Source organism: Ruegeria sp. BC8 (genome assembly GCF_056535705.1).
This window is the reverse complement of record NZ_JBQFIV010000001.1, coordinates 1401366-1424130: the sequence shown is the minus strand read 5'-3', so window position 1 is coordinate 1424130 and position 22765 is coordinate 1401366. Positions and strand designations below refer to the sequence as shown.

Here is a 22765-nt window from a genome sequence, read left to right as displayed (position 1 = left end):
GTCACCACCTGCAGCAAAGCAGCGAAACTCAATGATTCGGGACATTCAGGCACAAAAATGCGCCCGACCCGTCCCGGTACAATAAAAGCAGTCCTGTGGAAAACACAATGGGCAAACTGCAAAGGAGCCCGATCTACGGACAGGTCGGGCTTCCTCCGGCTTCAAGTTTCCCGGGTGTACATTGGCCAAAAGGCCAAAAAGGGACTGGCCCCCTCGCCTACAGATAGTCCGCCCGTTGCAACCCGTACTTGGCCATTTTTTCATTCAAAGTCCGGCGCGGCAGGCAAAGTTCCTCCATCACCGAGGCGATGGACCCCTTGTGGCGCCGCATTGTGTTGTCGATCAGCATCCGTTCGAACGCCTCAACGTATTCCTTCAGCGGCTTGCCCTCGGTGGTCATCACTGGCTGCATTTCCTCGTGATCGGACATCAACAGCGACGCGATGGTGCCCGAGCCGCGGCGCGACTGCAGAACCGCGCGTTCGGCGATGTTGATCAACTGGCGCACGTTGCCCGGCCACGGGGCCTGCAACAACTGCGCGGCCTCCTGGGCGCTGACTTGCGGCGCCTCACAACCATATTCCTCGGCAAACTGCTCGCTCAGCCGGGTGAACAGGGTCAGGATATCCTCGCCCCGCTGCCGTAGCGGCGGCATGGTGATCCGCAGCGCCGCCAGACGATAGAACAGATCGGGCCGCAGCACGTCCTCGCTGGTTTTGCCGGCTTCCTGCAGGTTCGAGATCGCAACGATCCGGGTCTCGGCCGGCGTTCCCTGCTCGTTCATGACGCTCAGCAACCGCGCCTGCAGCGTGTCGCTCAGCGCCTCGATATCCTCCAGCACCAGAGTGCCGCCCCGGGCTTCCTCGATAGCGGGCAGCTGCGTGTCCTCGGGCATCATGGGGCCGAACAGTCGCTTGGCCAGCGCCTCTTCTTCCAGCGCGGCACAGGAGACCAGAACGAATTTCTTGCCCGCCCGGCTGCCGACTGCATGCAGCGCGTGCGCCACCAGGGTCTTGCCGGTGCCGGTTTCGCCGTCGATCAGCACATGCCCGTCGGCCTGGCCCAAGTCCAGAATATCCTCACGCAGGCGCTCCATCACCGGGCTGGCGCCGATCAGCTTGTTCATGATCTGCGTGCCGCCCGACAGCTCGCGCCGCAGGGCGCGGTTGTCCAGTGTCAGACGCCGGGCGTTGCTGGCGCGTTTGGCCAGTTCCGACATCCGATCGGGGTTGAACGGCTTTTCAAGAAAGTCGAACGCCCCCACCCGCATCGCCTCGACGGCCATCGGCACGTCGCCGTGACCGGTAATCATGATCACCGGCAAGGTGCTGTCGGCGCCCATCAGCTTCTTCAACAGCTGAATACCATCCATGCCGGGCATCTTGATGTCCGAGATCACGATCCCCGGGTAGTCCGGCCCCAGAACCTTCAGCGCATCCTCGGCGCTTGCAAAGGTTTCGGTGTCATAGCCGGACAGCGCCAACCATTGGCTGATCGACTGGCGCATGTCCTGTTCATCATCCACGATGGCAATTTTCATGGCCTGTGCCATAGGTACGTCCTCGTTATTCTGCGGCCTCAAGGCCGTCATGTCCCAAAATGGGCAGTTGCATCTCGAATACCGCGCCGCCGTTCTGGCCGTTGCGCGCAGTCAGCCGCCCGCCATGGTCGTTCACGATCCCGGACGAGATGGCAAGACCCAAGCCGACCCCATCTCCGGGTCGCTTGGTGGTGTAGAACGGCTCGAACAGGTTCTCGATATCCTCGATCCCGTGGCCATTGTCGCGCACCGCCAGCACGGCGGTCTCGCCTGCGGCCAGAATGATCTCGACCTCAGGCTCTGCAACAGATTTGGTGGCGTCGAGCGCGTTTCGCAACAGGTTGACCATAACCTGTTCGATCCTCATCCGATCTCCCATCACGATCACCGGCTCTTCGGGCAGGATCTGGGTGATCTTGACCTGCCTCTGGCGCAGCTGCGGTTCCATCATCGACAGGGATGAGGCCAACGCCTCCCCAAGATTTACGGGTGAAAACGCGTCCGCGCCCTTTCGGGCATAAGACTTGAGCTGCCGCGTGATCGCGCCCATCCGCTCGATCAGACCGTCGATCCGACCAAAGCTGGCCAGCGCCTCTTCGGGGCGGTTTCGGCGCAGCAGCAGCCGCGCGCCCGCCAGATAGGTCTTCATCGCCGCCAACGGCTGGTTCAACTCGTGACTGACGGCCGCCGACATCTCGCCCAGGGCTGCCAGCTTCGAGCTTTGCGCCAGCGTCTGTTCCGCCACTTCCAGCGTCTTTTCAACCCGTTCGCGTTCGGCGATTTCGCGCTGCAGCCTTGCGTTCAATGCGCGAAGCTCCGCCGACTCGCGTTGGAACAGCGCCATGCGGAACGTGGCCCTGCGGCTCAGTGCATAGAAGGTCAGCGCCAGGAGAATCGCAAACCCCATGATCTCGAGCGCCAGCACGCTGTTCACCTTTTCGCGGATCGAGGAATAGGTCGTGAACGAGGTCATCTTCCAACCGCGAAACGGGATGCGGGTCTCCATCCGCATCACGGCCTCGCCCGCAACATAGGCGTCCGGCGGCAAGGCCGTCCAATCGGTAGTCGCCCGAATTGCGCGCTGGATGGCACCCTGCGGATGCTGCCGCAACAACGCCTCAGTCTCGTTCAGGCCGCGCCACTGGGGTTCGGTCGACAGAATGATCGTTCCGGTGCTGTCGGTCACCATGACCGCGTCCGAGATCCCGGCCCAGGCGTTTTCAAACTTGCGCAGATCAACTTCGACCACAATCACGCCCAGAATTTCGGACCCGAACTCGATCCTGCGGGAATAGAGAAAGCCATAACTGCCGGTCTCGCGCGCAATCTCGGAAAAGATCGTTGCGTTGGACCTGACGGCATTCACGAAATACGGGTCACTTCGATGGGACTCGCCCAGTCGATTGCGGTCTGTTGCGGCAACGACCCGACCATCCCGATCCAACAGCATCAGCGACGCAGCCCCGATTTCTTCAACAAAGGACAGAAGGCGCTGCGTCGACAAGGAAAAATCGGCTGACTGCAAGGCCGAAATCAAGGTCGGGTCCCGGGCCAGCAATTGTGGAACGATGGCATTTCGACGCAATTCGCTCAGCAGGTTGCCGGAATAGAGCGCCAGACGCAGTTCAGCCCTGTTTCGGGTCGATTCCGTGAACCGATTGGTCAGCAGGCTGTTGGTGACCCAGACCGTCGCCGCAGCAGCAACCAGCAACACGAACACGGCCAACCGCAGGCGCCACCCCAAAGGGGCACCACGGCCAAATAGATTTGTCCAGCCTGATTGCGCGTCGGAACTCATGCACCGAAGCTACGCTTCCGCGCCCACGACCTCAAGTCACGCAGGTGTCAGCACACCCGACAATGCGCGGAAGAGCGCCACTCCGTCGGTGCCACCATGCGCCTCGTCCGCCGCCCGCTCGGGGTGGGGCATCATGCCCAGCACGCGCCGGTTGTGCGACAGGATCCCGGCAATATCTCCGCGCGAGCCGTTGGGGTTGTCAGTATAGCTGAAGGCGATCCGATCCTCATCCCGTAGGCGGGCAATGGTTTCGTCATCAGCGAAGTAGTTGCCATCGTGATGCGCGATCGGAATCTGAATCACGTCTCCGGCGTTGTAGCCCTGAGTAAAAGCGCTCTCGCTGGTCGCAACCTTCAGCCCAACGGTTCGACAGATGTATTTCAAGCCGGCATTGCGCAGCAGTGCGCCCGGCAGGATGCCGGTCTCGGTCAGTATCTGGAACCCGTTGCAGATGCCGATGGCATAGCCGCCCCGTTCTGTGTGTTCGACTACCGCCTTGCAGATCGGAGACTGCGCGGCGATCGCACCGCAGCGCAGGTAATCGCCGTAGGAAAACCCACCCGGCACGCCCACGATGTCCACGCCCTGCGGCAGCTGGGCATCCTTGTGCCAGACCATGTCGACCTGAAAACCGGCCTGCTCAAAGGCGACGGCAAGATCCCGGTCACAGTTGGACCCCGGAAAAACGACAACCGCTGCGCGCATGGGAAACCCTCCTTGGGGATAACGGTCAGAGAACTCAGACCAGTTCGATCTCGTAACGCTCGATGACCGTGTTGGCCAACAGCTTCTCGCACATTTCGGCCACATCAGCCTCGGTTGCGCCATCGGCCAGTTCCAGGTCAATCACCTTGCCCTGTCGCACGCCCTGCACCTTGTCGAACCCCAGTGCGCCCAATGCGTGGCGCACAGCCTCGCCTTGGGGGTCGAGAACCCCGTTCTTGAGCATTACGTGCACCCGTGCCTTCATCGTCGCAACTCCACCTGTGGCCCGCCGCGCCGGGGCCTGTTCCGTTGCGCGGGGGATAGCGCGACTGACCGCGCAGAACAAGCCTTTGTGATGCGGTCGAATGACCGCAGGCGCTTCATCTTGAGGAATTCAATTGCCTGGGCTGCCCGTCAGCCCGGGATAATGTGCATCAACCGCGTTGAAGATGCCGGTCAGAACCATTTCGACGGCCACAGCAACCAGCAGGATCGCCATGATCCGGGTCAGCACATTGATCATCGTCTCACCCACAAGACGCGAGATGCTGTCAGCAAACAACAGGCCGAGCCCGACTATGAAACAGGCGATCAGGATCGCCGAGCCAAGGGTCACAAGTTCGGCCCCATCCGACAGTTGATGCGAGAACACGATCGTCACGGCAATCGTGCCCGGGCCAATCGTCAACGGGATCGCCAGCGGAACAACGGCAAAGTTCAACTTGCGCGCGTGACCATCAACCACGGCCGCCTGATCGCCCGGCGCCCGGTCTTGCGCGTTCAGCATCGACATGCCGATCCCGAAGATAATCAGCCCGCCGGCCACGCGAAACGAAGGAACGTCGATCCCGAAGACAGCCAACACCTCTTCACCTATAGCGACCGAGATCAGTGCGATCACCGTCACCGAGGCCATCACGATCATCGCTACCCTGCGCCGTTCGGCAGGTGTGCAGTCGCGCGTCATGCTCAAGAAGATCGGGATGTTGTAGAGCGGGTTGAATATGGCCAGCACGGCCGCCAGAAATTTCAGGAAAACCGCTTGATCGAACAACGCGCTCATTCAGTGTGCCACCTTGGTTAGCGGACCGGGTTGGTCGGTCAACCCGAAGATGCGTGACAGGGACCTGACCTGTCAAACCCGCAATGAAAAATGCGCCGCCCCGAATAGGAGCAGCGCATCCTTGTTAGGCCCTGCCAGTCGGCGCGATCAGTTGATCAGGGTGGGCTTGCTCACGTTGCTTTTCGGCAGAACGCCCAGGCGACGGGCGACCTCGGAATAGGCGTCGGTCAGGCTGCCCAGATCGCGGCGGAACACGTCCTTGTCCAGCTTTTGTCCTGTCTCGATGTCCCAAAGGCGGCAGCTGTCTGGGCTGATCTCATCAGCGACGATCAGGCGCTGGAAGTCACCCTCGTAGACACGACCGATTTCGATCTTGAAGTCGACCAGACGGATACCCACAGCCAGCATCACGCCGCTCATGAAGTCGTTCACCCGCAGCGCCAGGCTGAGGATGTCGTCCATGTCCTGCTGGCTGGCCCAGCCGAACGCGGCGATGTGCTCTTCGGTCACCAGTGGATCACCCAGCGAGTCGTCCTTGTAGCAGTATTCCACGATCGGGCGCGGCAGTTGCGTGCCCTCGGCAATGCCCAGCCGTTTCGACAGCGACCCGGCGGCATAGTTGCGGACGATCACCTCAAGCGGGATGATCTCGCAGCTGCGAACCAGCTGTTCGCGCATGTTCAGGCGGCGGATGAAATGGGTCGGCACGCCGATCTGGTTCAGACCGGTCATGAAGAATTCGCTCAGGCGGTTGTTCAGAACACCCTTGCCGTCGATCACGTCTTTCTTTTCCGCGTTGAACGCGGTGGCGTCATCTTTGAAATACTGAACGATCGTGCCCGGTTCCGGGCCTTCGTACAGGATCTTGGCCTTGCCTTCGTAAATCTTCTTGCGACGCGCCATGTGCGACCTTTCCAGGCTGGGGCGAGGGAATGAGTCCCATCGCGTTGGCGCTCTCATAGTGCAAGCCCCCCTTTCCCGCAAGTTCATGCATCCGAGAGGCTTTGACGCAGCGCAAATACCTTGCACCCGGCAGCGCGTATGGTCATATCATCAGGAAACACACTTTTACTTGAAGAGGCCCAACACCCATGACCACGTTCGACGAACGCGAAAACGCCTTTGAAGCAAAATTCGCCCATGACGAAGAAATGCAGTTCAAGGCGCAAGCCCGTTGCAACAAGCTGCTGGGCCTGTGGGCTGCGGAAAAAATGGGCAAAAGCGGCGACGAGGCCGCCGAGTATGCAAAATCCGTCGTGATCGCCGATTTCGAAGAGGCCGGCCACGAGGACGTTGTGCGCAAGGTCGCCGCCGATCTGGGCGATCTGTCCAGCCCCGAGGAAATCCGCGCCAAGATGGCGGAACTGCTGCCCGAGGCCAAAGCTCAGGTGATGAGCGAAGCCAACTGAGGCATGCCGCCCACCTCATGATCTTCATGAGTATTATGAATTTGATTTGACGTCCCGGTCATGCGACACGGGGCGTCTAAATTTTTGGCCTTTGGGGCCACAACTCCGGACATCTCCAATGACCAACGCGCTGACCAGATTGCTGGAAACTAAGGACGCCATTCTTGCCGACGGCGCCACCGGAACGAACCTGTTCAACATGGGGCTACAATCGGGTGACGCGCCCGAGCTGTGGAACACCGACCAACCCGACAAGATCCGCGCTCTCTATCAGGGGTCGGTGAATGCGGGCAGTGACCTGTTCCTGACCAATACATTCGGCGGAACGGCTGCACGTCTGAAGCTGCACGACGCCCACACCCGCGTGGCCGAGTTGAACCGCATCGGCGCCGAACTGGCGCGCGAGGTCGCGGATGCCGCCGGACGCCCGGTGGTGGTTGCGGGCTCGGTCGGTCCGACCGGTGAAATCCTGGAACCTGTGGGCAGCCTGACCCATGCCGAGGCGGTCGAGATGTTCCACGAACAGGCCGAGGCGCTGAAAGCCGGCGGCGTCGACGTGCTGTGGGTAGAAACGATCAGCGCGCCGGAGGAATTCCGCGCCGCGGCCGAGGCTTTTGCCCTGGCCGACATGCCTTGGTGCGGTACCATGAGTTTTGACACCGCCGGGCGCACCATGATGGGCGTGACCTCGGCAGATCTGGCGCAACTGGTCGAAACCCTGCCCAACCCGCCGATCGCCTTTGGCGCCAACTGCGGCACCGGCGCGTCTGACATCCTGCGCACGGTTCTGGGTTTTGTGGCTCAGGGGACCGAACGCCCCCTGATCTCCAAGGGCAATGCGGGTATTCCCAAATATGTCGATGGCCACATCCACTATGACGGCACACCCGAGCTAATGGGTCGCTACGCGGCCATGGCGCGGGATTCAGGTGCGACCATCATCGGCGGTTGCTGCGGAACGATGCCAGCGCACCTGCGTGAGATGCGCAAGGCACTGGACACTGAACCCCGTGGCGCCCGTCCGTCGCTCGAGCAAATTACTGCAGTCCTTGGGCCTTTCTCGTCGGCCAGTGACGGAACCGGGGACGAGGTGATGCCCGAACGGCGCGCGCGCCGCCGCCGCCGGGCCTGATGGTCAGCGCCCCTCGAACCGGGGGGCGCGTTTTTCCAGAAATGCCACCACGCCTTCGGCGAAGTCGCGGGTGCGACCACATTGCCCCTGCAGGTGCGCCTCGGTCGCCAGTTGTTGCGGCAATGTGTTTTCGTAGGTGCCTCTCATCGCCTTTTTGATCGCGGCAAAGCCCGCAGTCGGCCCTTTGGCCAGGTACTCGGCGCGCTTGCGCCAATGCGAGGCGAATTCATCGTCGGCAACTGCCTCGTAGATCATGCCCCATTGATCAGCCTGACGCGCAGAAATCTTGTCGGCGAACAGGGCTGCACCCATGGCTTTGGCCAGCCCCATCTGGCGCGGCATGAACCACGTCCCGCCGGCGTCCGGCAAAAGACCGATCCGGGCAAAGGCCTGCAGGAAATAGGCGCTTTCGGTCGCAATGACCACATCGGCACACAGCGCCAGGTTTGCCCCTGCCCCCGCCGCGGGACCGTTCACGGCCGCGATTGTCGGCACCGGACAATCATGAACAGCTTCCAGCATCGGTTCATATTCGTCGCGCAGCGCGCGTTCCAGATCGATCTTGCCGGTGCTGGACGCATCGCCCAGATCCTGGCCGGAGCAAAACGCCGGACCCGCGCCCGTCAGGACGATTGCGCGCGCGTCATGAGCGGCTTTTTTCATCGCATGGGTAATCTCGGCGCGCATTTTCGTCGTAAGCGCGTTCATCTTGTCCGGCCGGTTCAGCGTGACCACAGCCAGACCGTCCGTGATGTCCAAAAGCACCGTTTCGTATTCCATGAAGTCCTCACATGCGCAGAATTTCCCGAACCCTGACCCAAATGCCGCGCAAGGGAAAGGCAAACCGCACGTCAGTCTTCAAGAATCCGGCGCAGGCGCTCTTTCTCGTCGTCACTCAATCCGTCCACGGCGGAGGTCTCCTCAACCCGCGCACGACCGCGCAAGAAGTTCCACCCCAGACCCGCGGCAATCAACAGCATGGCCGGCCCTGCCAGCCACAACAGAAGGTTCGCCCCCGTGGTCGTGGGTTTGAGCAGCACGTATTCCCCGTAGCGGTCGACGATATAGGCAACCGCTTCTTCATCGGTGTCGCCCGCGACCAGCCGCTCGCGCAGCAAAATTCGCAGGTCACGGGCCAGTTCCGCGTTGCTTTCGTCGATGCTTTCGTTTCGACAGACCAGACAACGCAGGCCCGTACTGATGTCCCGCGCTCGAGCTTCGAGCGCCGGATCCTCCAGCACCTCATCCGGCTGGACCGCCATCAGCGGCGATGCCAGCAACAACAGCAAAACGATCAGACGTTTCATTCTGCTGGCACTCCGCCTGCCGGAACCTTGCGCGCCCCTGCGGCCACCCGGAATCGGCGGTCGGACAAGCTGAACAATCCGCCCAGAGCCATCAGAATGCAGCCTCCCCAAATCCAATTCGCAAGAGGTTTGATGTAAGTACGCATGACCCAGCCGCCATCGTCCTGCTGATCCCCGATGACCACGTAGACATCACGCAGAAAACGGTAGTCAATCGCAGCCTCGGTCGTGGGCATGGCGGCCACCGGATAGGTCCGTTTTTCCGGGTTCAGCGTAGCAATCTCTCGATCATCTTTTTGAACCTGTACATCGGCCATGGTGGAGAAATAGTTCGGTCCCTCAACTTCGCGCACGCCGTCCAAAGTGAACGAGAAACCGCCCACGTCGAAGGTTTCCCCGATACGCGCAACACGGATGTCCTCGACCTCCCAGGCGGTCAGGCCGGCAATCGCAAAGATCGTGACCCCCAGACCGGTATGGGCGATCGCCTTGCCCCAATCCGCGCCCGGCAGGCGCATCAGACGCCGGAAGCCGCCGGTGCGGCCTGTGCGGCTCCACAGATCGACCGCGGCGCCGAAGGTGATCCATGCGCCAAGGAACAAACCAACCGGCCCGAGCGCGCTGCGGCCCGTCTGCAGCACCCAAACCAGTACGGCCAGCGAAACGGCCAGAACAAACGCATAGCGCAGCTGCCATGCGACGCGACCCAGCCTTCCGCGCTTCCACGGCAGCATCGAGCCAAGCGGCAATGCGATGCCCAACACCACCATGAACGGCGTAAATGCCGCATTAAAGAACGGTGCCCCGACCGAGAGCTTTCGGTCGAACATCATCTCGGCCACCATCGGCCAAAGGGTCCCGAAGAACACGACAAAACTGCTGACAGCCAACAGGATATTGTTCAGCACCAATGCGCTTTCACGGCTGACCATTCCGAACAGCCCCTTGGCCTCCATCGCCTGCGCCCTGGCGGCGAACAGGATCAGCGCTCCGCCGATGAACGCCACCAGAATGAACAGGATGAACACACCACGCTCAGGATCGTTTGCGAAAGCGTGAACCGACGTCAGAAGGCCCGAGCGCACGATGAAGGTTCCGATCAGCGAAAAGCCAAATGCAATGATCGCCAGCAGAATGGTCCAGCTTTTCAAGGCTTCGCGCTTTTCGACCACGATGGCCGAGTGCAGAAGTGCGGCGGCCAGAAGCCACGGCATAAAAGACGCGTTTTCCACCGGATCCCAGAACCAGAACCCGCCCCAACCCAATTCGTAATAGGCCCACCAAGACCCCAAAGCGATGCCGATGGTCAGGAATATCCACGCTGCCAGGGTCCACGGTCGAACCCAACGACCCCACGCCGCGTCCACCCGTCCCTCAATTAGGGCAGCAACGGCAAAGCTGAATGCCATGCTCAGGCCCACATATCCAAGGTACAGAAACGGCGGGTGGAAAGCCAAGCCGGGGTCCTGCAGCAAGGGGTTCAGATCGCGGCCGTCAAAGGGCGCAACGGGAAGCCGGTCAAACGGGTTCGACGTAAAAAGTATGAAGGCGTAGAACGCGACCCCGATTGCGGCCTGCATCGCTAAGACACGGGCCTTGAGCGTGGGTGGCAAACCCTGGCCGAAAAGCGCTGCCGTCGCGCCAAAAAGCGCCACGATCAGTACCCACAACAGCATCGAGCCTTCGTGGTTTCCCCAGGTTCCGCTGATTTTATACAGCATCGGTTTCAGGGAATGGCTGTTCTCCACCACGATCCGCAGCGAGAAATCCGAGGTCGCAAAGGCCCACACCAGCGCAGCGAAGGCAAATCCTGTCAGAAGGCATTGCGCAATAGCCGCGGGTTCCGAGAACAGCATCCATGACGGCCAGCGTTTTGCGGCGCCGATCAATGGCACGACTGTCTGAACTATGGCCACCATGAAGGCCAGGATAAGGGCGAAATGTCCAAGCTCGGTTATCATGGGCACGGGTATAATCCCGCGCCCGGGCAAGCGCCAATCACTTTCGCCGCAATCAGGCGCACATAGTGTCGCGGGTCAGGCGCGCTGCAGACGCCGCCAGTCCTCAAGCGCCGGGTTGTGATCGGGGATGATCACCTGGGCCGTCAGTTCGGCATCCGGCCCCGGATCGGCAGCCCCCGGACTTTCCGCTCGCATCTCGTGAAGAGCTTGCAAGTTGGCCATGACCTGTGGCGCCCGCATCATCGTAACTGAGATATCACGCTGAAGGTCCTGAACCTTCGCTTGGTGCCGCGCTCCGAAATAGAACGACACGATGACGCCCAGTAGCCACCACAGCGGCTCGGGCACCAGCGCAATTCCCTGCATCCGCGCCGCAAACCACAATGGATCGACCATCGCGGCCACGAACAGACCCAATGTCCCCAGCGCCAATGCAGGCCTTGGCAACCGATTCAAACCGTCCATGAAACGGTCAAACCCGCCTTTGCGGGGAGCTTCGAATTCCGCGCCGAACTGGTTCATCGCCTGTCCGCGCAGCGCAACAGCGCGTTCCGCACCGGCCTCCGCGTTCTCGCGGAACACCTCCGCAGTTTCGCGCACCACGTTGCGCCCACCGCCGAACAGAAGGTCGAAAATACCTGCGATCAGTCCCATGCGGCTATCCTTTGCTGAAACTCGGCCATGCTCAGGTGATAGGGCGGAGATAGAAACTCCTCGGCCCGGCGGATCCACCCCCCTTTCCCACCGTTGCGGCTGCGCACGTATTTGCGCAAGGCTGGACGTCGGTCAGCAAGCCGGAAATAGTAGTTCCTTCGTGCCACCCCATACGCGTCGCGCAACACCACCGGATCGGGTTTTGCGGCCTGATCGCACGCCCCAGCCGTTCGCGGCCCCAAAACGCCATCCACGGCGAGCGAAAATCCCATCTGCACTAAAAGACGCTGCAGGATGCGCACCGCCTGTCCGCCCGCATTCACGTACATATCGAACAGCGTCGGCTGCAGCGCGTCGGGCACCCGTGCCAGGCCGGGCTTTTGAAAGTAATGCGTGATGAAAATCGCGACGGCCTGATCCCGGCCAAGCGCGATCACGTCGCGGCGATCGACCGTGCCGTCACGCGTCAGGTCAAGGCCCAACCGTCGCATCGTGTGGATTGTGACACCGTATTTCGTGGCGCCTCCGGGGTCGTCCGGATCATCGACGAAGCCGCCCTCGCGGGTTACGATCTCGTTGGCAATCTGTTGAACCGACTGCATGCTGCACCTCTGTGTTCCTATGCGGCCCACGGTCCGGTGAAATCCTTAAATCCTTGAAACGAAGAAGGGCGCTGCACGACCAGATCGCGCAACGCCCTTAAACACTCATTCAGGCAACCTACCGAAGGCTGTCCTGTCTCAGCTGTCTGCCGGCTCTTCGTAGACGCCCTGCTCCTTCAAGGCATCGATGACCTCTTTCGGCATATAGGTCTCGTCGTGTTTTGCTAGAATTTCAGTGGCTTGGAACACGCCATCAACGTAGCTTCCGGTGCCGACCATCCCCTGACCCTCGGAAAACAGATCAGGCAAGACACCGGTGAAGGCCACCTTCACGCTCTCACCCCCGTCGGTAACGGTGAACCGTACGGTTTCACCCTGCCCGCGTACGATCGAGCCTTCTTCGACCAACCCACCGATGCGGAACACCTCGTTCGGCGCCGGCGGTTCGGCGATCACCTGGCTGGGCGAGCGGAAATAGTTGATCCCGTCTCGCATGGCATAGCCTATCAAGCCCGTCGCCAGGGCCAAAGCCACAAAAGCCAACAGAATGATCTGTACACGACGACGTTTCTTCAGCGTCTTCATCTCGCCCTCATGGGAACAGAGGGGCCATCATAAGCCCCGTCGTTTCGGGTTCACCTAACATCAGGTTTGCGTTCTGCAAGGCCTGCCCACTGCTACCTTTTGTCAGGTTGTCCAGCGCCGCAATCACGATGGCTCGCCGTTCGATCCTGTCAGCAACGACGCCGATGTGGCAGAAGTTCGATCCGCGCACATGGTGGGTCGAAGGTGTGTCGCCAAAGGGCAGCATCTGAATGAAAGGCTCGTCTGCATAGGCTGCACACAGCGTTTCATAAACGCTCTGCGGATCACCCTTCACATACGAGGTCGCCAGAATGCCCCGGTTCGCGGGGATCAGGTGCGGCGTAAACTGGATGTGAACCGCGCGGCCCGCCAGTTCCGAGAACTCCTGATCGAACTCGCCCAGATGCCGGTGGGTACCGCCGACGGCATAGGCGTTGGTGCCCTCGCTCAGTTCGGCGTGCAGAAGGTTCTCTTTCAGCGCGCGCCCCGCCCCGGAGACAGCGCATTTCAGATCAAGAATGATGTCATCCAGGTCGATAACACTGGCCGCGATCAACGGCCGCAGCACATACTGCCCCGTGGCAGCATTGCACCCGGTGCCAGCCACCAGCCGCGCAGCGCGGATGTCCTCACGGTAGAACTCGGTCAGTCCGTAGACGGCCTCATCCTGATGCGTGAGTGCGGCATGCGGATTGCCGTACCATTTCTCGTACTCGTCGGGGTCGGCCAGCCGGAAATCCGCTGACAAATCAACGATTTTCAGGTCGGAGGGCAAATCCCGGATGACCTCCTGACTGGTCTTGTGCGGCAGCGCGCAAAAGCACAGGTCGATCTGGCCAAAGTCGATTTGCTCGATCTTGCACAGACGCGGCAAATCCAGATGGCGCAGATGCGGAAACACCTCGGCCATGGTCTGCCCGGCTTTGCGCTCGGCCGCCAAAGCGGTGATTTCCATGTTCGGGTGCTCGGCGATCAGCCGCACCAGTTCGGCACCGGTATAGCCCGAAGCGCCCAGGATTGCGATTTTGTGGGTCATGTCAGACCTCGTAGATTTATGTGACACGTCTGGCACCCGCCGACGTGACAGGTACCGAATAAATTCATGACAGGGGCCGGTCCTTGACCTAAGTCAGGCGGCCTTGAAGGTGATCTGTCGTCGGAGAAATTGCGTTGCCCGGTCACTGACCTTCTGCGGATTGCCTGTGGTCAGGTAACCCGCCTCACCCCCGCCCAGCATATCCGGATGCCGCTGGAGATAATCCGCAAGGCTTTCGGCCACCAGGTCGCCCTGGCTGAACACTTGCACGTCTGGTCCCAACGCTACCTGAAAGGCTTCGGCCATCAAGGGGTAATGGGTGCAGCCCAAGATCGCAGCCTGCGGTTGCGGCATCTTGCGCTTCAACGCGTCCACATGGCTCCGCACAAGGGCTTCGGCCAGGATCATGTCACCGTCCTCGATGGCATCGACCACGCCACCGCAGGCCTGCGCCTCAACATCGACGCCGATGGCGCGGAACGCCAGTTCACGCTGAAACGCGCGGCTGGCCACGGTTGCCGGCGTGGCAAACAGAGCCACATGTTTGACCGCCACTTCGCGCGGGGGGCTGTTGTCGCCCCACTGGCGCTCGGTCAGTGCCTCGATCAGCGGCACGAACACACCCAGCACGCGCTTGCCCTGCGGCACGCCCTCTTCCTGCATCCGCCGAAGCGCCGCGGCGCTGGCCGTGTTGCAGGCCAGAATCACCAGATCGCAGCCGCGCGACCACAGGTCCTGCACCGCGTTTCGGGTCAGGTTGTAGATATCCTCGGCGTCGCGCACGCCATACGGCGCGTGCGCGCTGTCCGCGTAATACAGGAAATCCACCTCCGGCAGACGTGTCTGCGCGGCGTTCAGGACGGTCAGCCCGCCCAATCCGGAATCAAAGATGCCTACTGCCATTTGCCCCTTCAGGCGCGATGCCGTTCCTCGAATTCATAGCCATAGTCATACGACTTCAGCGGCTTCGGAGACAGCTCATACGTGGCTTTGCGCAAGAAATCCATCATCTTGCGCGTATCGCCGGCCAATGGGTCCAGAACGTCGCGACCGATGGGCTGCCCCACGACCACATCCACTGGGGTATCGACACGCTTTTTGAACTCTTTGATCAGCAAACCCATGCGCAGCGTCACATGCAGATGGCTGGCGATCTGGAACAGGCGTGAGGTGTGCCCATCAAAGAACAAAGGCACCACGGCGGCATTTGACTTGGCTACCATCCGCGCGGTGAAACCGCGCCAGCCCGGGTCCATCGGGTGCGCGAAGGGTCGCGCCGCCGTGCTGACCGTGCCACCGGGAAAAATCCCGATTGCCCCACCCTGACCCAGATAATCCAGGGCGGTTTTTCGGGTCTGCAGGTTCAGCCGCATCGCCTCTTTCGTCTGATCGAAAGAGATCGGCAGGATGATCCGGTTCAGATCCTCAGCCTTGTGGAACACATGATTGGCCAGAATCCGGAAATCTCCGCGGGTCTGGGACAGCACATGCCCCATCATCAGCCCATCAAGAATCCCGTAGGGGTGGTTGGCGATCAGGATCAGCGGGCCGTCCTTGGGGATGTTTGACAACGCCCCGCCCACCACGTTCAGGCTCAGCCCGTAGCGTTCGACCATGACCGACCAGAAATCACGGCCATTGGCGACCTCGCGCTCGTAACCATCCGCGCGCCGGATCAGACGCAGCCGACCGGTCGTGTTCTCCATCAGTTTGATGACCATGCGCCCACCCCGCGTTTCAGCAGAATGGGCGTAGGAAATGTCCCGAGCGACTTGGCGACGTGATTTCATCACGGGTCTCCGGTGTGGCCGTCATCGGACGGCGCGGACGGGAACCCTACCGCGCCTCCATGACACCGATATGACGTTACTCGGCCGCGGCCCGCGTCTCGGTTCCTCCCTGCCGGATCACGGCCAGAAGTTCCTCGCGCCGCTTGGCGGCCTTGGCTTCGTTGGCGGCCAATACCGGACCGAAACCGCGGATGTCCAGCGGCAACCGCGCCAGCGCGACAATCGCATCACGGGTGTTGTCATCCAGCTTGGGCAGGACCTCTTTCATGTCCGACTCATACTGACGGATCAAGGCCCGTTCCATTCGGCGCTCGGCGGTATAGCCGAAGATGTCCAGCGGCGTGCCACGTAGCCCCTTCAGCTTGGCCAGAACCTTCATCGGCCCCATCAGCCATTCGCCGAATTGCCGTTTGCGCGGACGCCCGTCCGGCCCTTTGCCCCCCAGGATCGGCGGAGCCAGGTGGAAGGTCATCTTGATGTCGCCGTCGAATTCGGCGGCAGCCTTGTCGCGGCTGTCCAGCAGCAGGCGGGCCACTTCGTATTCGTCCTTGTAGGACAACAGCTTGTGATACCCGCGCGCGACGGCATCCCGGACCTTCGGGTCTTCGATCGACTCGACCAGCTTGAGATAGCGCCTCGACAACCGTTTGCCCTGATAGGCCACCAGATGATCGGCACGGAATGCGATGGCCTGCTCGGGCGTCTTGGGCAACTCGGTCACCGTGGGGGTCACGATGCGCGCCACTTCCTCGGGATGAAGAACCGCCCAGCGGCCGACCTCGAAGGCGCGCTTGTTGCGCTCGACCGCTGCGCCGTTCAGCTCGATCGCGGTCATGATCGCGTCGTGGCTGACAGGCAGCAGACTCCGCTGCCAGGCCGCCCCGAACACCATCATGTTGGAATAGATCGAATCGCCCATCACCGCGCGTGCCAACTCGGTCGCGTCGAACAGGGCAAGACCGTCCTTCAGTCGCGCTTCCAGCGCCAATTCCAGCCGGTCGACCGGAATGTGGAATTCGGTGTTGCGGGTGAAATCGCCGGTTATGATCTCGTGGCTGTTGACCACCGCGCCGGTCTGACCAGTGCGCGTCAGGCCCAGCGTCTTGGCCCCGGCGGACACCACGAGATCACCGCCGATCAGCGCATGCGCCTCACCCGTAGCCACGCGGATGGCGCTGATGTCTTCTGGCTTGTTGGCCAGGCGACAGTGGATATGCACCGCGCCCCCCTTCTGCGCCAGCCCGGCCATTTCCATCATGCCCGCGCCCTTGCCGTCGATCTGCGCGGCCTGCGCCAGAACCGCCCCGATAGTCACGACGCCGGTGCCGCCGACGCCGGTGATGACCACGTTATGCGTGCCCTCGATCTGCGGCAGAACCGGCTGCGGCAGATGGGGGATGTCGATCTCGGTGGTGGCTTCCTTGCGGATCTTGGCGCCCTCCAGCGTGACGAAGGACGGGCAGAACCCGTTGAGGCACGAGAAATCCTTGTTGCAGCTGGACTGGTCGATCGCCCGCTTGCGGCCCAGTTCGGTTTCCTTGGGCACGATCGAGACACAGTTCGACTGCACCCCGCAATCGCCACAGCCTTCACAGACATCCGAGTTGATGAACACGCGCTTGTCCGGGTCCGGGAAGGTACCGCGCTTGCGGCGGCGGCGTTTCTCGGCGGCGCAGGTCTGGACGTAGACGATGACCGACACGCCTTCGATCTCGCGGTACTTGTTCTGAACCGCCATCAGCTCGGCCCGTTCGTGGGTTTCCACGTCGCCGGGCAGTGCCTTGAAATTCACATCTTCCTTTTCGTCATAGACGACGGCCACATGCTGCACGCCCATGGCCTTGACCTCGCGCACGATGCGCTCGGCGGTCAGATGGCCCTCGTTCTCCTGCCCTCCGGTCATGGCGACCGCGTCGTTGAACAGGATCTTGAAGGTGATGTTTGTTCCGGCCGCCAGCGCCGCCCGGATCGCCTGAACGCCCGAGTGGTTGTAGGTGCCGTCGCCCAGGTTCTGGAACACGTGTTTCGTGGTCGAGAACGGCGCCTCACCGATCCAGTTGGCGCCTTCGCCGCCCATCTGGGTAAAGCCGGTAGTCTCGCGATCCATCCACTGCACCATGTAGTGACAGCCGATCCCGGCATAGGCCCGGCTGCCCTCCGGCACTTTGGTCGAGCTATTGTGCGGACAGCCCGAGCAGAAATACGGCAGCCGCGTCGCGATCTCCTGCGCGTTGTCGTTGCGGCGCGCCTCTTGCAGGCTGGCCAGTCCGGCGCGGATACCCTCGGTTTCGCGGCCTTCTTCGATGAAGATCCCGCCCAGCTTTTCGGCGATCATGATCGGATCAAGCGCGCCGCGGGTCGGGAACAGCTCTTCGCGGTGCAGCGTGCCTGCCCCGCCCTTGTACCAGCCGTACACGCGACGTCCGCGACGGTCGTCAAAGATCGCCTCTTTGACCTGCACTTCGATCAGCTTGCGCTTTTCTTCGACGATGATGATCAGGTCCAGCCCCTCGGCCCAATCATGGAACCCCTTCATGTCCAACGGGAAGGTCTGGCCGATCTTGTAGGTGGTGATCCCAAGCCGTTCGGCCTCGGCCTCGTCGATGTTTAGTAGCGACATGGCGTGGACCAGGTCCAGCCAGTTCTTGCCCGCCGCGGCAATGCCGATCTTGGCGCCCGGCTTGCCCCAGACCCGCCGGTCCATCCGGTTGGCGTGTGAAAACACTTCGGCTGCGAACCGCTTGTAGTCGATGATCCGCGCCTCCTGCAGGTGCGGCGTGTCGCCCAGCCGGATGTTCAGCCCGCCCTCGGGCATGTCGAATTCCGGCGTCACCAGTTGCATCCGGTCGGGCCGGCCATCCACGACCGAGGTCACCTCGATCGTGTCCTTCATCGTCTTGAGGCCGACCCAGACCCCGGCAAACCGGCTGAGCGCAAAGCCGTAGATTCCATAATCAAGGATTTCCTGCACCCCGGCCGGGCTGACCACGGGCATGTACATGTCGACCATCGACCATTCCGACTGGTGCAGCACGGTCGAGCTTTCGCCGGTGTGGTCGTCGCCCATCGCCATCAGCACGCCACCATGCTTGGCGGTTCCGGCCATGTTGGCGTGACGCATCACATCGCCGGACCGGTCCACACCCGGCCCCTTGCCGTACCACAGGCCGAACACGCCGTCATACTTTCCATCGCCGCGCAGACCCGCCTGCTGGCTGCCCCACAGGGCTGTGGCGGCCAGGTCCTCGTTCAGACCGTATTGAAAGGTCACATCGCACTCGGCCAGTTGCTTTTCGGCGCGCGACATTTGAAGATCGACCGCACCCAGCGGAGACCCCCGGTATCCGGTGACCAAACCGGCAGTGTTGAGACCCGCGGCGGTATCGCGCGCCTTCTGCATCATCATCAGACGAACAAGCGCCTGCGTACCATTCAAAAGCACCGGGCTTTTGGTCAGATCGAAACGGTCATTGAGCGAAATCTTTGGCTGACTCATCAGACGCCTCCCCACGTCGGAATAGTGTGCTGCATTTGACGTCATTTTAGGTCATAATTTCTGACCTGTATACAAAATTCCCCCTGCTCTGTAACGATTTCCCCGTTTGAATATGGAATTTGTTACCTCTTTCATATAGGGCTGCCAAAGGATAACGAAAGTTGCGACGATGAATTGGGACAAGCTCAGAATATTTCACGCGGTAGCTGACGCCGGCAGCCTGACGCATGCCGGAGACAAGCTGAATCTGTCCCAATCCGCCGTCAGCCGTCAGGTCCGCGCACTTGAGGAATCGCTGGGCGCCACGCTGTTCCACCGCCACGCCCGCGGCCTGATTCTGACGGAACAGGGCGAGCTTCTGTTCGATGCAACAACGGCCATGTCCAAACGTCTGGACGCAGCCGCGGCGCGAATCCGAGACAGCGAGGATGAGGTCTTTGGAGTCCTGCGGGTCACCACGACTTTTGGCTTCGGGACCCTGTGGCTGGCGCCGCGCCTGCCCAAGCTGTATGAGCAGTATCCGGACCTGAACATTGACCTGATGCTCGAAGAACGCGTGCTGGATCTTCCGATGCGCGAAGCGGATGTCGCTATCCGGATGAAAGAACCCAGTCAGGCCGATCTTGTCCGCAAGCGTCTGATGACCGTTCGAATGATGTTGTATGCGACCAAGACCTACTTGGATTCGCACGGCGGTGCGCCCCAGACGTTGGAGGACATTTCGAAACACCGCCTGATCTGTCAGACCCCCGCCGCACCCCAGGTTGGCGTTGGCGCGTCGATGGTCAGTCACTTGATGACCTACGAACCCAGCTCACTGCTGACGGTGAACAACTACTTTGGTGTTCTGCAGGGTGTTCTGAATGACCTCGGAATTGGCGTCCTGCCCGACTACGTGACCGAGGATTTCCCCGACCTGGTCCCGATCCTGTCCGACATCGAGACGGCGAATGTGCCTGTATATTTGGCCTATCCTGAAGAACTGAGGCACTCAAAACGGGTCGCAGCGTTCCGAGATTTTGTTCAGGATGAAATCATTGCGCATCGCAAGCAGCTGAAACATCTGGGAAAACTTTAGCTATGCACTCGCGGCATAGCGGACATGCCCTCAATGCGCCCAAAAAACCTTGATCGTTCACAGAGTGATCCCTAAATGAGCACTCGAAGGCGATGATGCTGAAACGCTCATCATCTTCATACCTCCCTGTTGGACTACGGCCGAGCTTAGTGCTCGGCCTTTTTTTTGGCCTGCACCCCGGTGCGCGGTGCCAAATCGTTTGGAATTATTTTGCCAACGGGCCTATGATCGCGAAAAACCATAATATTTCGTGTTCGAGGACAAAGTTTATGACCAGCCTACTCCGCCTGTTTTTGATGGCGTTGGTATCCGTCACGTTCCTGGCTCGGCCAAGCATGGCCCAGAGCACCAGCGAACCCACTACCACCCATGTCGCCATCCCCGAAGATCTGACCCCCGAACAGGTCGACGATCTGGTGGCGAGAATGTCTGACGATCAGGTCCGGGCCATTCTGCTGGAACGGCTTGATGCGGTCGCGGCGAAACAGGCCGAAACGCAGACTTCCCGGAAGGGGCTGCTGCAAACGATCTCATCCTCGGCGGGCGACATGGCTGCGTCTTGGCTGGATGTGATCCGCAAGGTTCCGCTACTGGTTTCGGCTCAGGTCGAAGCCTTCAGCAATTTCGGAAACAAGTTTGGCGCAAGCGGTCTGGCAACCCTGTTCGGGTTCACCTTCCTGGCGCTTGCAATCGGGTATGCCGCAGAAACCGCGGTTGGCCTTTGGACACGTCGTTGGATCAAAGTCGTCGATGGGGATGCTTCGACCAACCTAAAAGGCGCGGTTGTCTTTTTGTTCAAGCGCTTCTGCGTCGAGTTTCTGGGCCTGCTTGTCTTTTATTACACGCTGGTTTTCGTCGGGCGTCGATTGCTGGACGAACAGCAAATTGCCCAGGCGGCACCGTTCGTATTCTTCCTGATCTGGTTCCCCCGCCTGGGAGCCGCGATTTCCCGTTTCATTCTGGCCCCGAAGCAGAGCAACCTGCGCCTGGTCAACGTGAATGACAAATGGGCAAAATACCTGCATCGGAACCTGATCGGCCTGTTCCTGCTGATCGGGTTCACCCTGTTCATCTTGGATTTCAATGCGATGAATGGCGTGATGCCGGGTGAATCGCGCCTTGGTTTCTGGCTGAACACCGCCATCCACATCTATGTCGGTGTCATTGCTTGGACGGCCCGCAACGGTCTGACCGACATGATGCGTGGTTCCGATCCAGATCGTACGCATTTCGACGAAGAAGTCGCCCGCTACTATCCGTATTTTGCGATCGCCGTGTCGGCGGGTACCTGGCTTTTGGTCGAGTTCCTCGCCGCTCAGCGTAGTCCGGCCGTGTTTGCCCTTCTGGCCGAAGGCGCGCATTTCGTCACGATGTTCTGGCTGCTGATCGCACCGGCACTCGACACGCTGATCCGAGGGCTGACCCGGCACCTGCTGCCGCCGATGATTGGCGATGGCCCGATCGCGGAACGTGCCTACAAATCGACCAAACGCAGCTACATCCGCATCGGACGCGTTCTGGCCGGCATTCTGGTCATTCTGATGATTGCGGATGCCTGGAATCTGGACCTGCAGGATATTGCGGGCGGGGACTCGGAAACCGGTAGCAAACTGGTTCAGTTCTTCATCATCATCGCAATCGGCTACATCCTGAACGAGGTGGTCTCGCTCTGGATCAACCGCCGGCTTGCCAAAGAGCAAACAGCTTCGGAGCAGAGCCCAGATGAGGAAGCCGGCGAAGGCGGCGGTGTCGGCGGCTCGCGCCTGGCCACGGTTCTGCCTTTGCTGCGCGTGACTGCTCAGGTGGCCATCGCGGTGATCTTCGCCTTGCTGGCGCTGGGCGCACTGGGTCTGGACATCACACCGCTTCTGGCTGGTGCCGGTATCCTGGGTCTGGCCATCGGCTTTGGTGCGCAGAAACTGGTCTCGGACATCGTGGGCGGGATTTTCTTCCTGATCGACGATGCTTTCCGAGTGGGTGAATATGTCGATGTGGGTGGCACCACCGGCACGGTAGAGAAGATTTCGATCCGCTCCATGCAGCTGCGCCACCATCGCGGTCCGGTGCATACCATCCCTTACGGTGAGATTCAGAAGCTGACCAACTACAGCCGCGACTGGGTCATCATGAAGCTGAAATTCACCGTGCCCTTCGACACTGATCCGAACAAGGTCAAGAAGATCTTCAAGAAGATCGGCGCCGAGATGATGGAGGACCCGCTCCACAAGGATGGCTTCCTGCAGCCCTTCAAATCGCAGGGCGTGTTCGACTTTGACGATGTCGGCATGATCATCCGCGGCAAGTTCATGGCCAAGCCCGGCAAGCAGTTCACCCTGCGCAAGGAGATCTTCAACCGGGTCAAGGCCGCCTTCAAGGAGAACGGGATCGACTTTGCCCGCCGTGAGGTGCGCGTCGCCATCCCCGGTTTGGAAGAGGCCGAAAACCTGACCGAACAGCAGAAAGCGGCGATCGGCGCGGCCGCGGCCGACGCAGTGAACAAGAAGGAAGAGCCGCCTCAATAACGGCGGTGGGACAGTGGCGCATGCGCTGCTGTCCCCGTCATTCCGGTGGTGCAACCTGCATTTCCCGGTCGCCGACCGCTGCATTCT

At 60.9% G+C, this 22765-nt stretch carries 20 protein-coding genes; 4 read left to right on the top strand and 16 right to left on the bottom strand.

Annotated elements, in window-relative coordinates; all coding sequences use genetic code 11:
- Nucleotides 1-217 precede the first annotated feature (217 nt).
- From ACR3EK_RS07215 to purC, 6 genes are all read right to left on the bottom strand, one after another.
- The gene (locus tag ACR3EK_RS07215; protein ID WP_093961984.1) at nucleotides 218-1552 is read right to left on the bottom strand and encodes a sigma-54-dependent transcriptional regulator; all 1335 of its coding nucleotides are present in this window, start codon (nucleotides 1550-1552) and stop codon (nucleotides 218-220) included.
- Nucleotides 1553-1565: 13 nt separating this feature from the next.
- A complete protein-coding gene (locus ACR3EK_RS07210) occupies nucleotides 1566-3338 on the bottom strand; it encodes a sensor histidine kinase (RefSeq protein ID WP_480633039.1) in 1773 nt (590 codons plus the stop codon).
- 36 nt (nucleotides 3339-3374) lie between these two features.
- Nucleotides 3375-4043, bottom strand: coding sequence for a phosphoribosylformylglycinamidine synthase subunit PurQ (gene purQ / locus ACR3EK_RS07205; protein WP_170368407.1), 669 nt, complete (start codon nucleotides 4041-4043; stop codon nucleotides 3375-3377).
- Between the two features lie 34 nt (nucleotides 4044-4077).
- On the bottom strand, nucleotides 4078-4308 hold the full coding sequence (gene purS / locus ACR3EK_RS07200; protein WP_093961981.1) for a phosphoribosylformylglycinamidine synthase subunit PurS: 231 nt from the start codon (nucleotides 4306-4308) through the stop codon (nucleotides 4078-4080).
- A 129-nt stretch (nucleotides 4309-4437) separates the two neighbouring features.
- Nucleotides 4438-5106, bottom strand: coding sequence for a MarC family protein (locus ACR3EK_RS07195; protein WP_170339322.1), 669 nt, complete (start codon nucleotides 5104-5106; stop codon nucleotides 4438-4440).
- Between the two features lie 147 nt (nucleotides 5107-5253).
- Nucleotides 5254-6009: a phosphoribosylaminoimidazolesuccinocarboxamide synthase gene (gene purC / locus ACR3EK_RS07190; protein ID WP_170357710.1), complete on the bottom strand. Its 756-nt coding sequence runs from the start codon at nucleotides 6007-6009 to the stop codon at nucleotides 5254-5256.
- Between the two features lie 188 nt (nucleotides 6010-6197).
- Between purC and ACR3EK_RS07185 the strand changes: the two genes are divergently transcribed.
- Nucleotides 6198-6515: a DUF1476 domain-containing protein gene (locus tag ACR3EK_RS07185; protein ID WP_170357709.1), complete on the top strand. Its 318-nt coding sequence runs from the start codon at nucleotides 6198-6200 to the stop codon at nucleotides 6513-6515.
- Between the two features lie 118 nt (nucleotides 6516-6633).
- On the top strand, nucleotides 6634-7647 hold the full coding sequence (gene bmt, locus ACR3EK_RS07180; protein ID WP_480633038.1) for a betaine--homocysteine S-methyltransferase: 1014 nt from the start codon (nucleotides 6634-6636) through the stop codon (nucleotides 7645-7647).
- Between the two features lie 3 nt (nucleotides 7648-7650).
- Here the strand turns inward: bmt and ACR3EK_RS07175 are convergent, their stop codons facing one another.
- From ACR3EK_RS07175 to ACR3EK_RS07130, 10 genes are all read right to left on the bottom strand, one after another.
- Nucleotides 7651-8427: an enoyl-CoA hydratase-related protein gene (locus tag ACR3EK_RS07175; RefSeq protein ID WP_480633037.1), complete on the bottom strand. Its 777-nt coding sequence runs from the start codon at nucleotides 8425-8427 to the stop codon at nucleotides 7651-7653.
- 71 nt (nucleotides 8428-8498) lie between these two features.
- Nucleotides 8499-8954 carry a cytochrome c-type biogenesis protein gene (locus ACR3EK_RS07170; protein ID WP_170357705.1) on the bottom strand — a complete coding sequence of 152 codons (456 nt, stop codon included), beginning with the start codon at nucleotides 8952-8954 and terminating at the stop codon, nucleotides 8499-8501.
- Nucleotides 8951-10915 (bottom strand): heme lyase CcmF/NrfE family subunit, encoded by a 1965-nt coding sequence (locus tag ACR3EK_RS07165; protein WP_480633036.1) that lies wholly within the window; start codon nucleotides 10913-10915, stop codon nucleotides 8951-8953. The genes ACR3EK_RS07170 and ACR3EK_RS07165 overlap by 4 nt, the downstream gene beginning before the upstream one ends.
- Nucleotides 10916-10990: 75 nt before the next feature.
- Complete coding sequence (locus ACR3EK_RS07160) at nucleotides 10991-11569, bottom strand: holin family protein (protein WP_480633035.1); 579 nt, start codon at nucleotides 11567-11569, stop codon at nucleotides 10991-10993.
- Complete coding sequence (locus ACR3EK_RS07155; protein ID WP_170538454.1) at nucleotides 11560-12171, bottom strand: holin-associated N-acetylmuramidase; 612 nt, start codon at nucleotides 12169-12171, stop codon at nucleotides 11560-11562. Before ACR3EK_RS07155 ends, ACR3EK_RS07160 begins: the two co-directional genes overlap by 10 nt.
- Before the next feature lie 138 nt (nucleotides 12172-12309).
- Nucleotides 12310-12756 carry a cytochrome c maturation protein CcmE gene (ccmE, locus tag ACR3EK_RS07150; RefSeq protein ID WP_170338751.1) on the bottom strand — a complete coding sequence of 149 codons (447 nt, stop codon included), beginning with the start codon at nucleotides 12754-12756 and terminating at the stop codon, nucleotides 12310-12312.
- Between the two features lie 7 nt (nucleotides 12757-12763).
- The gene (gene argC / locus ACR3EK_RS07145) at nucleotides 12764-13792 is read right to left on the bottom strand and encodes an N-acetyl-gamma-glutamyl-phosphate reductase (RefSeq protein ID WP_480633034.1); all 1029 of its coding nucleotides are present in this window, start codon (nucleotides 13790-13792) and stop codon (nucleotides 12764-12766) included.
- A gap of 93 nt (nucleotides 13793-13885) precedes the next feature.
- A complete protein-coding gene (locus ACR3EK_RS07140) occupies nucleotides 13886-14695 on the bottom strand; it encodes a glutamate racemase (protein ID WP_480633033.1) in 810 nt (269 codons plus the stop codon).
- A gap of 8 nt (nucleotides 14696-14703) precedes the next feature.
- Nucleotides 14704-15582, bottom strand: a complete 879-nt coding sequence (locus ACR3EK_RS07135; RefSeq protein ID WP_170389992.1) for a lysophospholipid acyltransferase family protein — start codon at nucleotides 15580-15582, stop codon at nucleotides 14704-14706.
- Between the two features lie 76 nt (nucleotides 15583-15658).
- Nucleotides 15659-19078: an indolepyruvate ferredoxin oxidoreductase family protein gene (locus tag ACR3EK_RS07130; protein ID WP_480633032.1), complete on the bottom strand. Its 3420-nt coding sequence runs from the start codon at nucleotides 19076-19078 to the stop codon at nucleotides 15659-15661.
- A gap of 169 nt (nucleotides 19079-19247) precedes the next feature.
- Between ACR3EK_RS07130 and ACR3EK_RS07125 the strand changes: the two genes are divergently transcribed.
- Together ACR3EK_RS07125 and ACR3EK_RS07120 are read left to right on the top strand one after the other, a co-directional pair.
- Nucleotides 19248-20156: a LysR family transcriptional regulator gene (locus ACR3EK_RS07125; protein ID WP_093961966.1), complete on the top strand. Its 909-nt coding sequence runs from the start codon at nucleotides 19248-19250 to the stop codon at nucleotides 20154-20156.
- Nucleotides 20157-20425: 269 nt separating this feature from the next.
- On the top strand, nucleotides 20426-22678 hold the full coding sequence (locus tag ACR3EK_RS07120) for a mechanosensitive ion channel domain-containing protein (protein ID WP_480633031.1): 2253 nt from the start codon (nucleotides 20426-20428) through the stop codon (nucleotides 22676-22678).
- The last annotated feature ends 87 nt before the right edge of the window (nucleotides 22679-22765 follow it).

Excerpts from the sequence above, each read along its gene's own strand:
- ACR3EK_RS07215 (WP_093961984.1), bottom strand. The coding sequence starts at position 1,552 with ATGGCACAGGCCATGAAAATTGCCATCGTGGATGATGAACAGGACATG.
- ACR3EK_RS07210 (WP_480633039.1), bottom strand. The coding sequence starts at position 3,338 with ATGAGTTCCGACGCGCAATCAGGCTGGACAAATCTATTTGGCCGTGGT.
- purQ (WP_170368407.1), bottom strand. The coding sequence starts at position 4,043 with ATGCGCGCAGCGGTTGTCGTTTTTCCGGGGTCCAACTGTGACCGGGAT.
- purS (WP_093961981.1), bottom strand. The coding sequence starts at position 4,308 with ATGAAGGCACGGGTGCACGTAATGCTCAAGAACGGGGTTCTCGACCCC.
- ACR3EK_RS07195 (WP_170339322.1), bottom strand. The coding sequence starts at position 5,106 with ATGAGCGCGTTGTTCGATCAAGCGGTTTTCCTGAAATTTCTGGCGGCC.
- purC (WP_170357710.1), bottom strand. The coding sequence starts at position 6,009 with ATGGCGCGTCGCAAGAAGATTTACGAAGGCAAGGCCAAGATCCTGTAC.
- ACR3EK_RS07185 (WP_170357709.1), top strand. The coding sequence starts at position 6,198 with ATGACCACGTTCGACGAACGCGAAAACGCCTTTGAAGCAAAATTCGCC.
- bmt (WP_480633038.1), top strand. The coding sequence starts at position 6,634 with ATGACCAACGCGCTGACCAGATTGCTGGAAACTAAGGACGCCATTCTT.
- ACR3EK_RS07175 (WP_480633037.1), bottom strand. The coding sequence starts at position 8,427 with ATGGAATACGAAACGGTGCTTTTGGACATCACGGACGGTCTGGCTGTG.
- ACR3EK_RS07170 (WP_170357705.1), bottom strand. The coding sequence starts at position 8,954 with ATGAAACGTCTGATCGTTTTGCTGTTGTTGCTGGCATCGCCGCTGATG.
- ACR3EK_RS07165 (WP_480633036.1), bottom strand. The coding sequence starts at position 10,915 with ATGATAACCGAGCTTGGACATTTCGCCCTTATCCTGGCCTTCATGGTG.
- ACR3EK_RS07160 (WP_480633035.1), bottom strand. The coding sequence starts at position 11,569 with ATGGGACTGATCGCAGGTATTTTCGACCTTCTGTTCGGCGGTGGGCGC.
- ACR3EK_RS07155 (WP_170538454.1), bottom strand. The coding sequence starts at position 12,171 with ATGCAGTCGGTTCAACAGATTGCCAACGAGATCGTAACCCGCGAGGGC.
- ccmE (WP_170338751.1), bottom strand. The coding sequence starts at position 12,756 with ATGAAGACGCTGAAGAAACGTCGTCGTGTACAGATCATTCTGTTGGCT.
- argC (WP_480633034.1), bottom strand. The coding sequence starts at position 13,792 with ATGACCCACAAAATCGCAATCCTGGGCGCTTCGGGCTATACCGGTGCC.
- ACR3EK_RS07140 (WP_480633033.1), bottom strand. The coding sequence starts at position 14,695 with ATGGCAGTAGGCATCTTTGATTCCGGATTGGGCGGGCTGACCGTCCTG.
- ACR3EK_RS07135 (WP_170389992.1), bottom strand. The coding sequence starts at position 15,582 with ATGAAATCACGTCGCCAAGTCGCTCGGGACATTTCCTACGCCCATTCT.
- ACR3EK_RS07130 (WP_480633032.1), bottom strand. The coding sequence starts at position 19,078 with ATGAGTCAGCCAAAGATTTCGCTCAATGACCGTTTCGATCTGACCAAA.
- ACR3EK_RS07125 (WP_093961966.1), top strand. The coding sequence starts at position 19,248 with ATGAATTGGGACAAGCTCAGAATATTTCACGCGGTAGCTGACGCCGGC.
- ACR3EK_RS07120 (WP_480633031.1), top strand. The coding sequence starts at position 20,426 with ATGACCAGCCTACTCCGCCTGTTTTTGATGGCGTTGGTATCCGTCACG.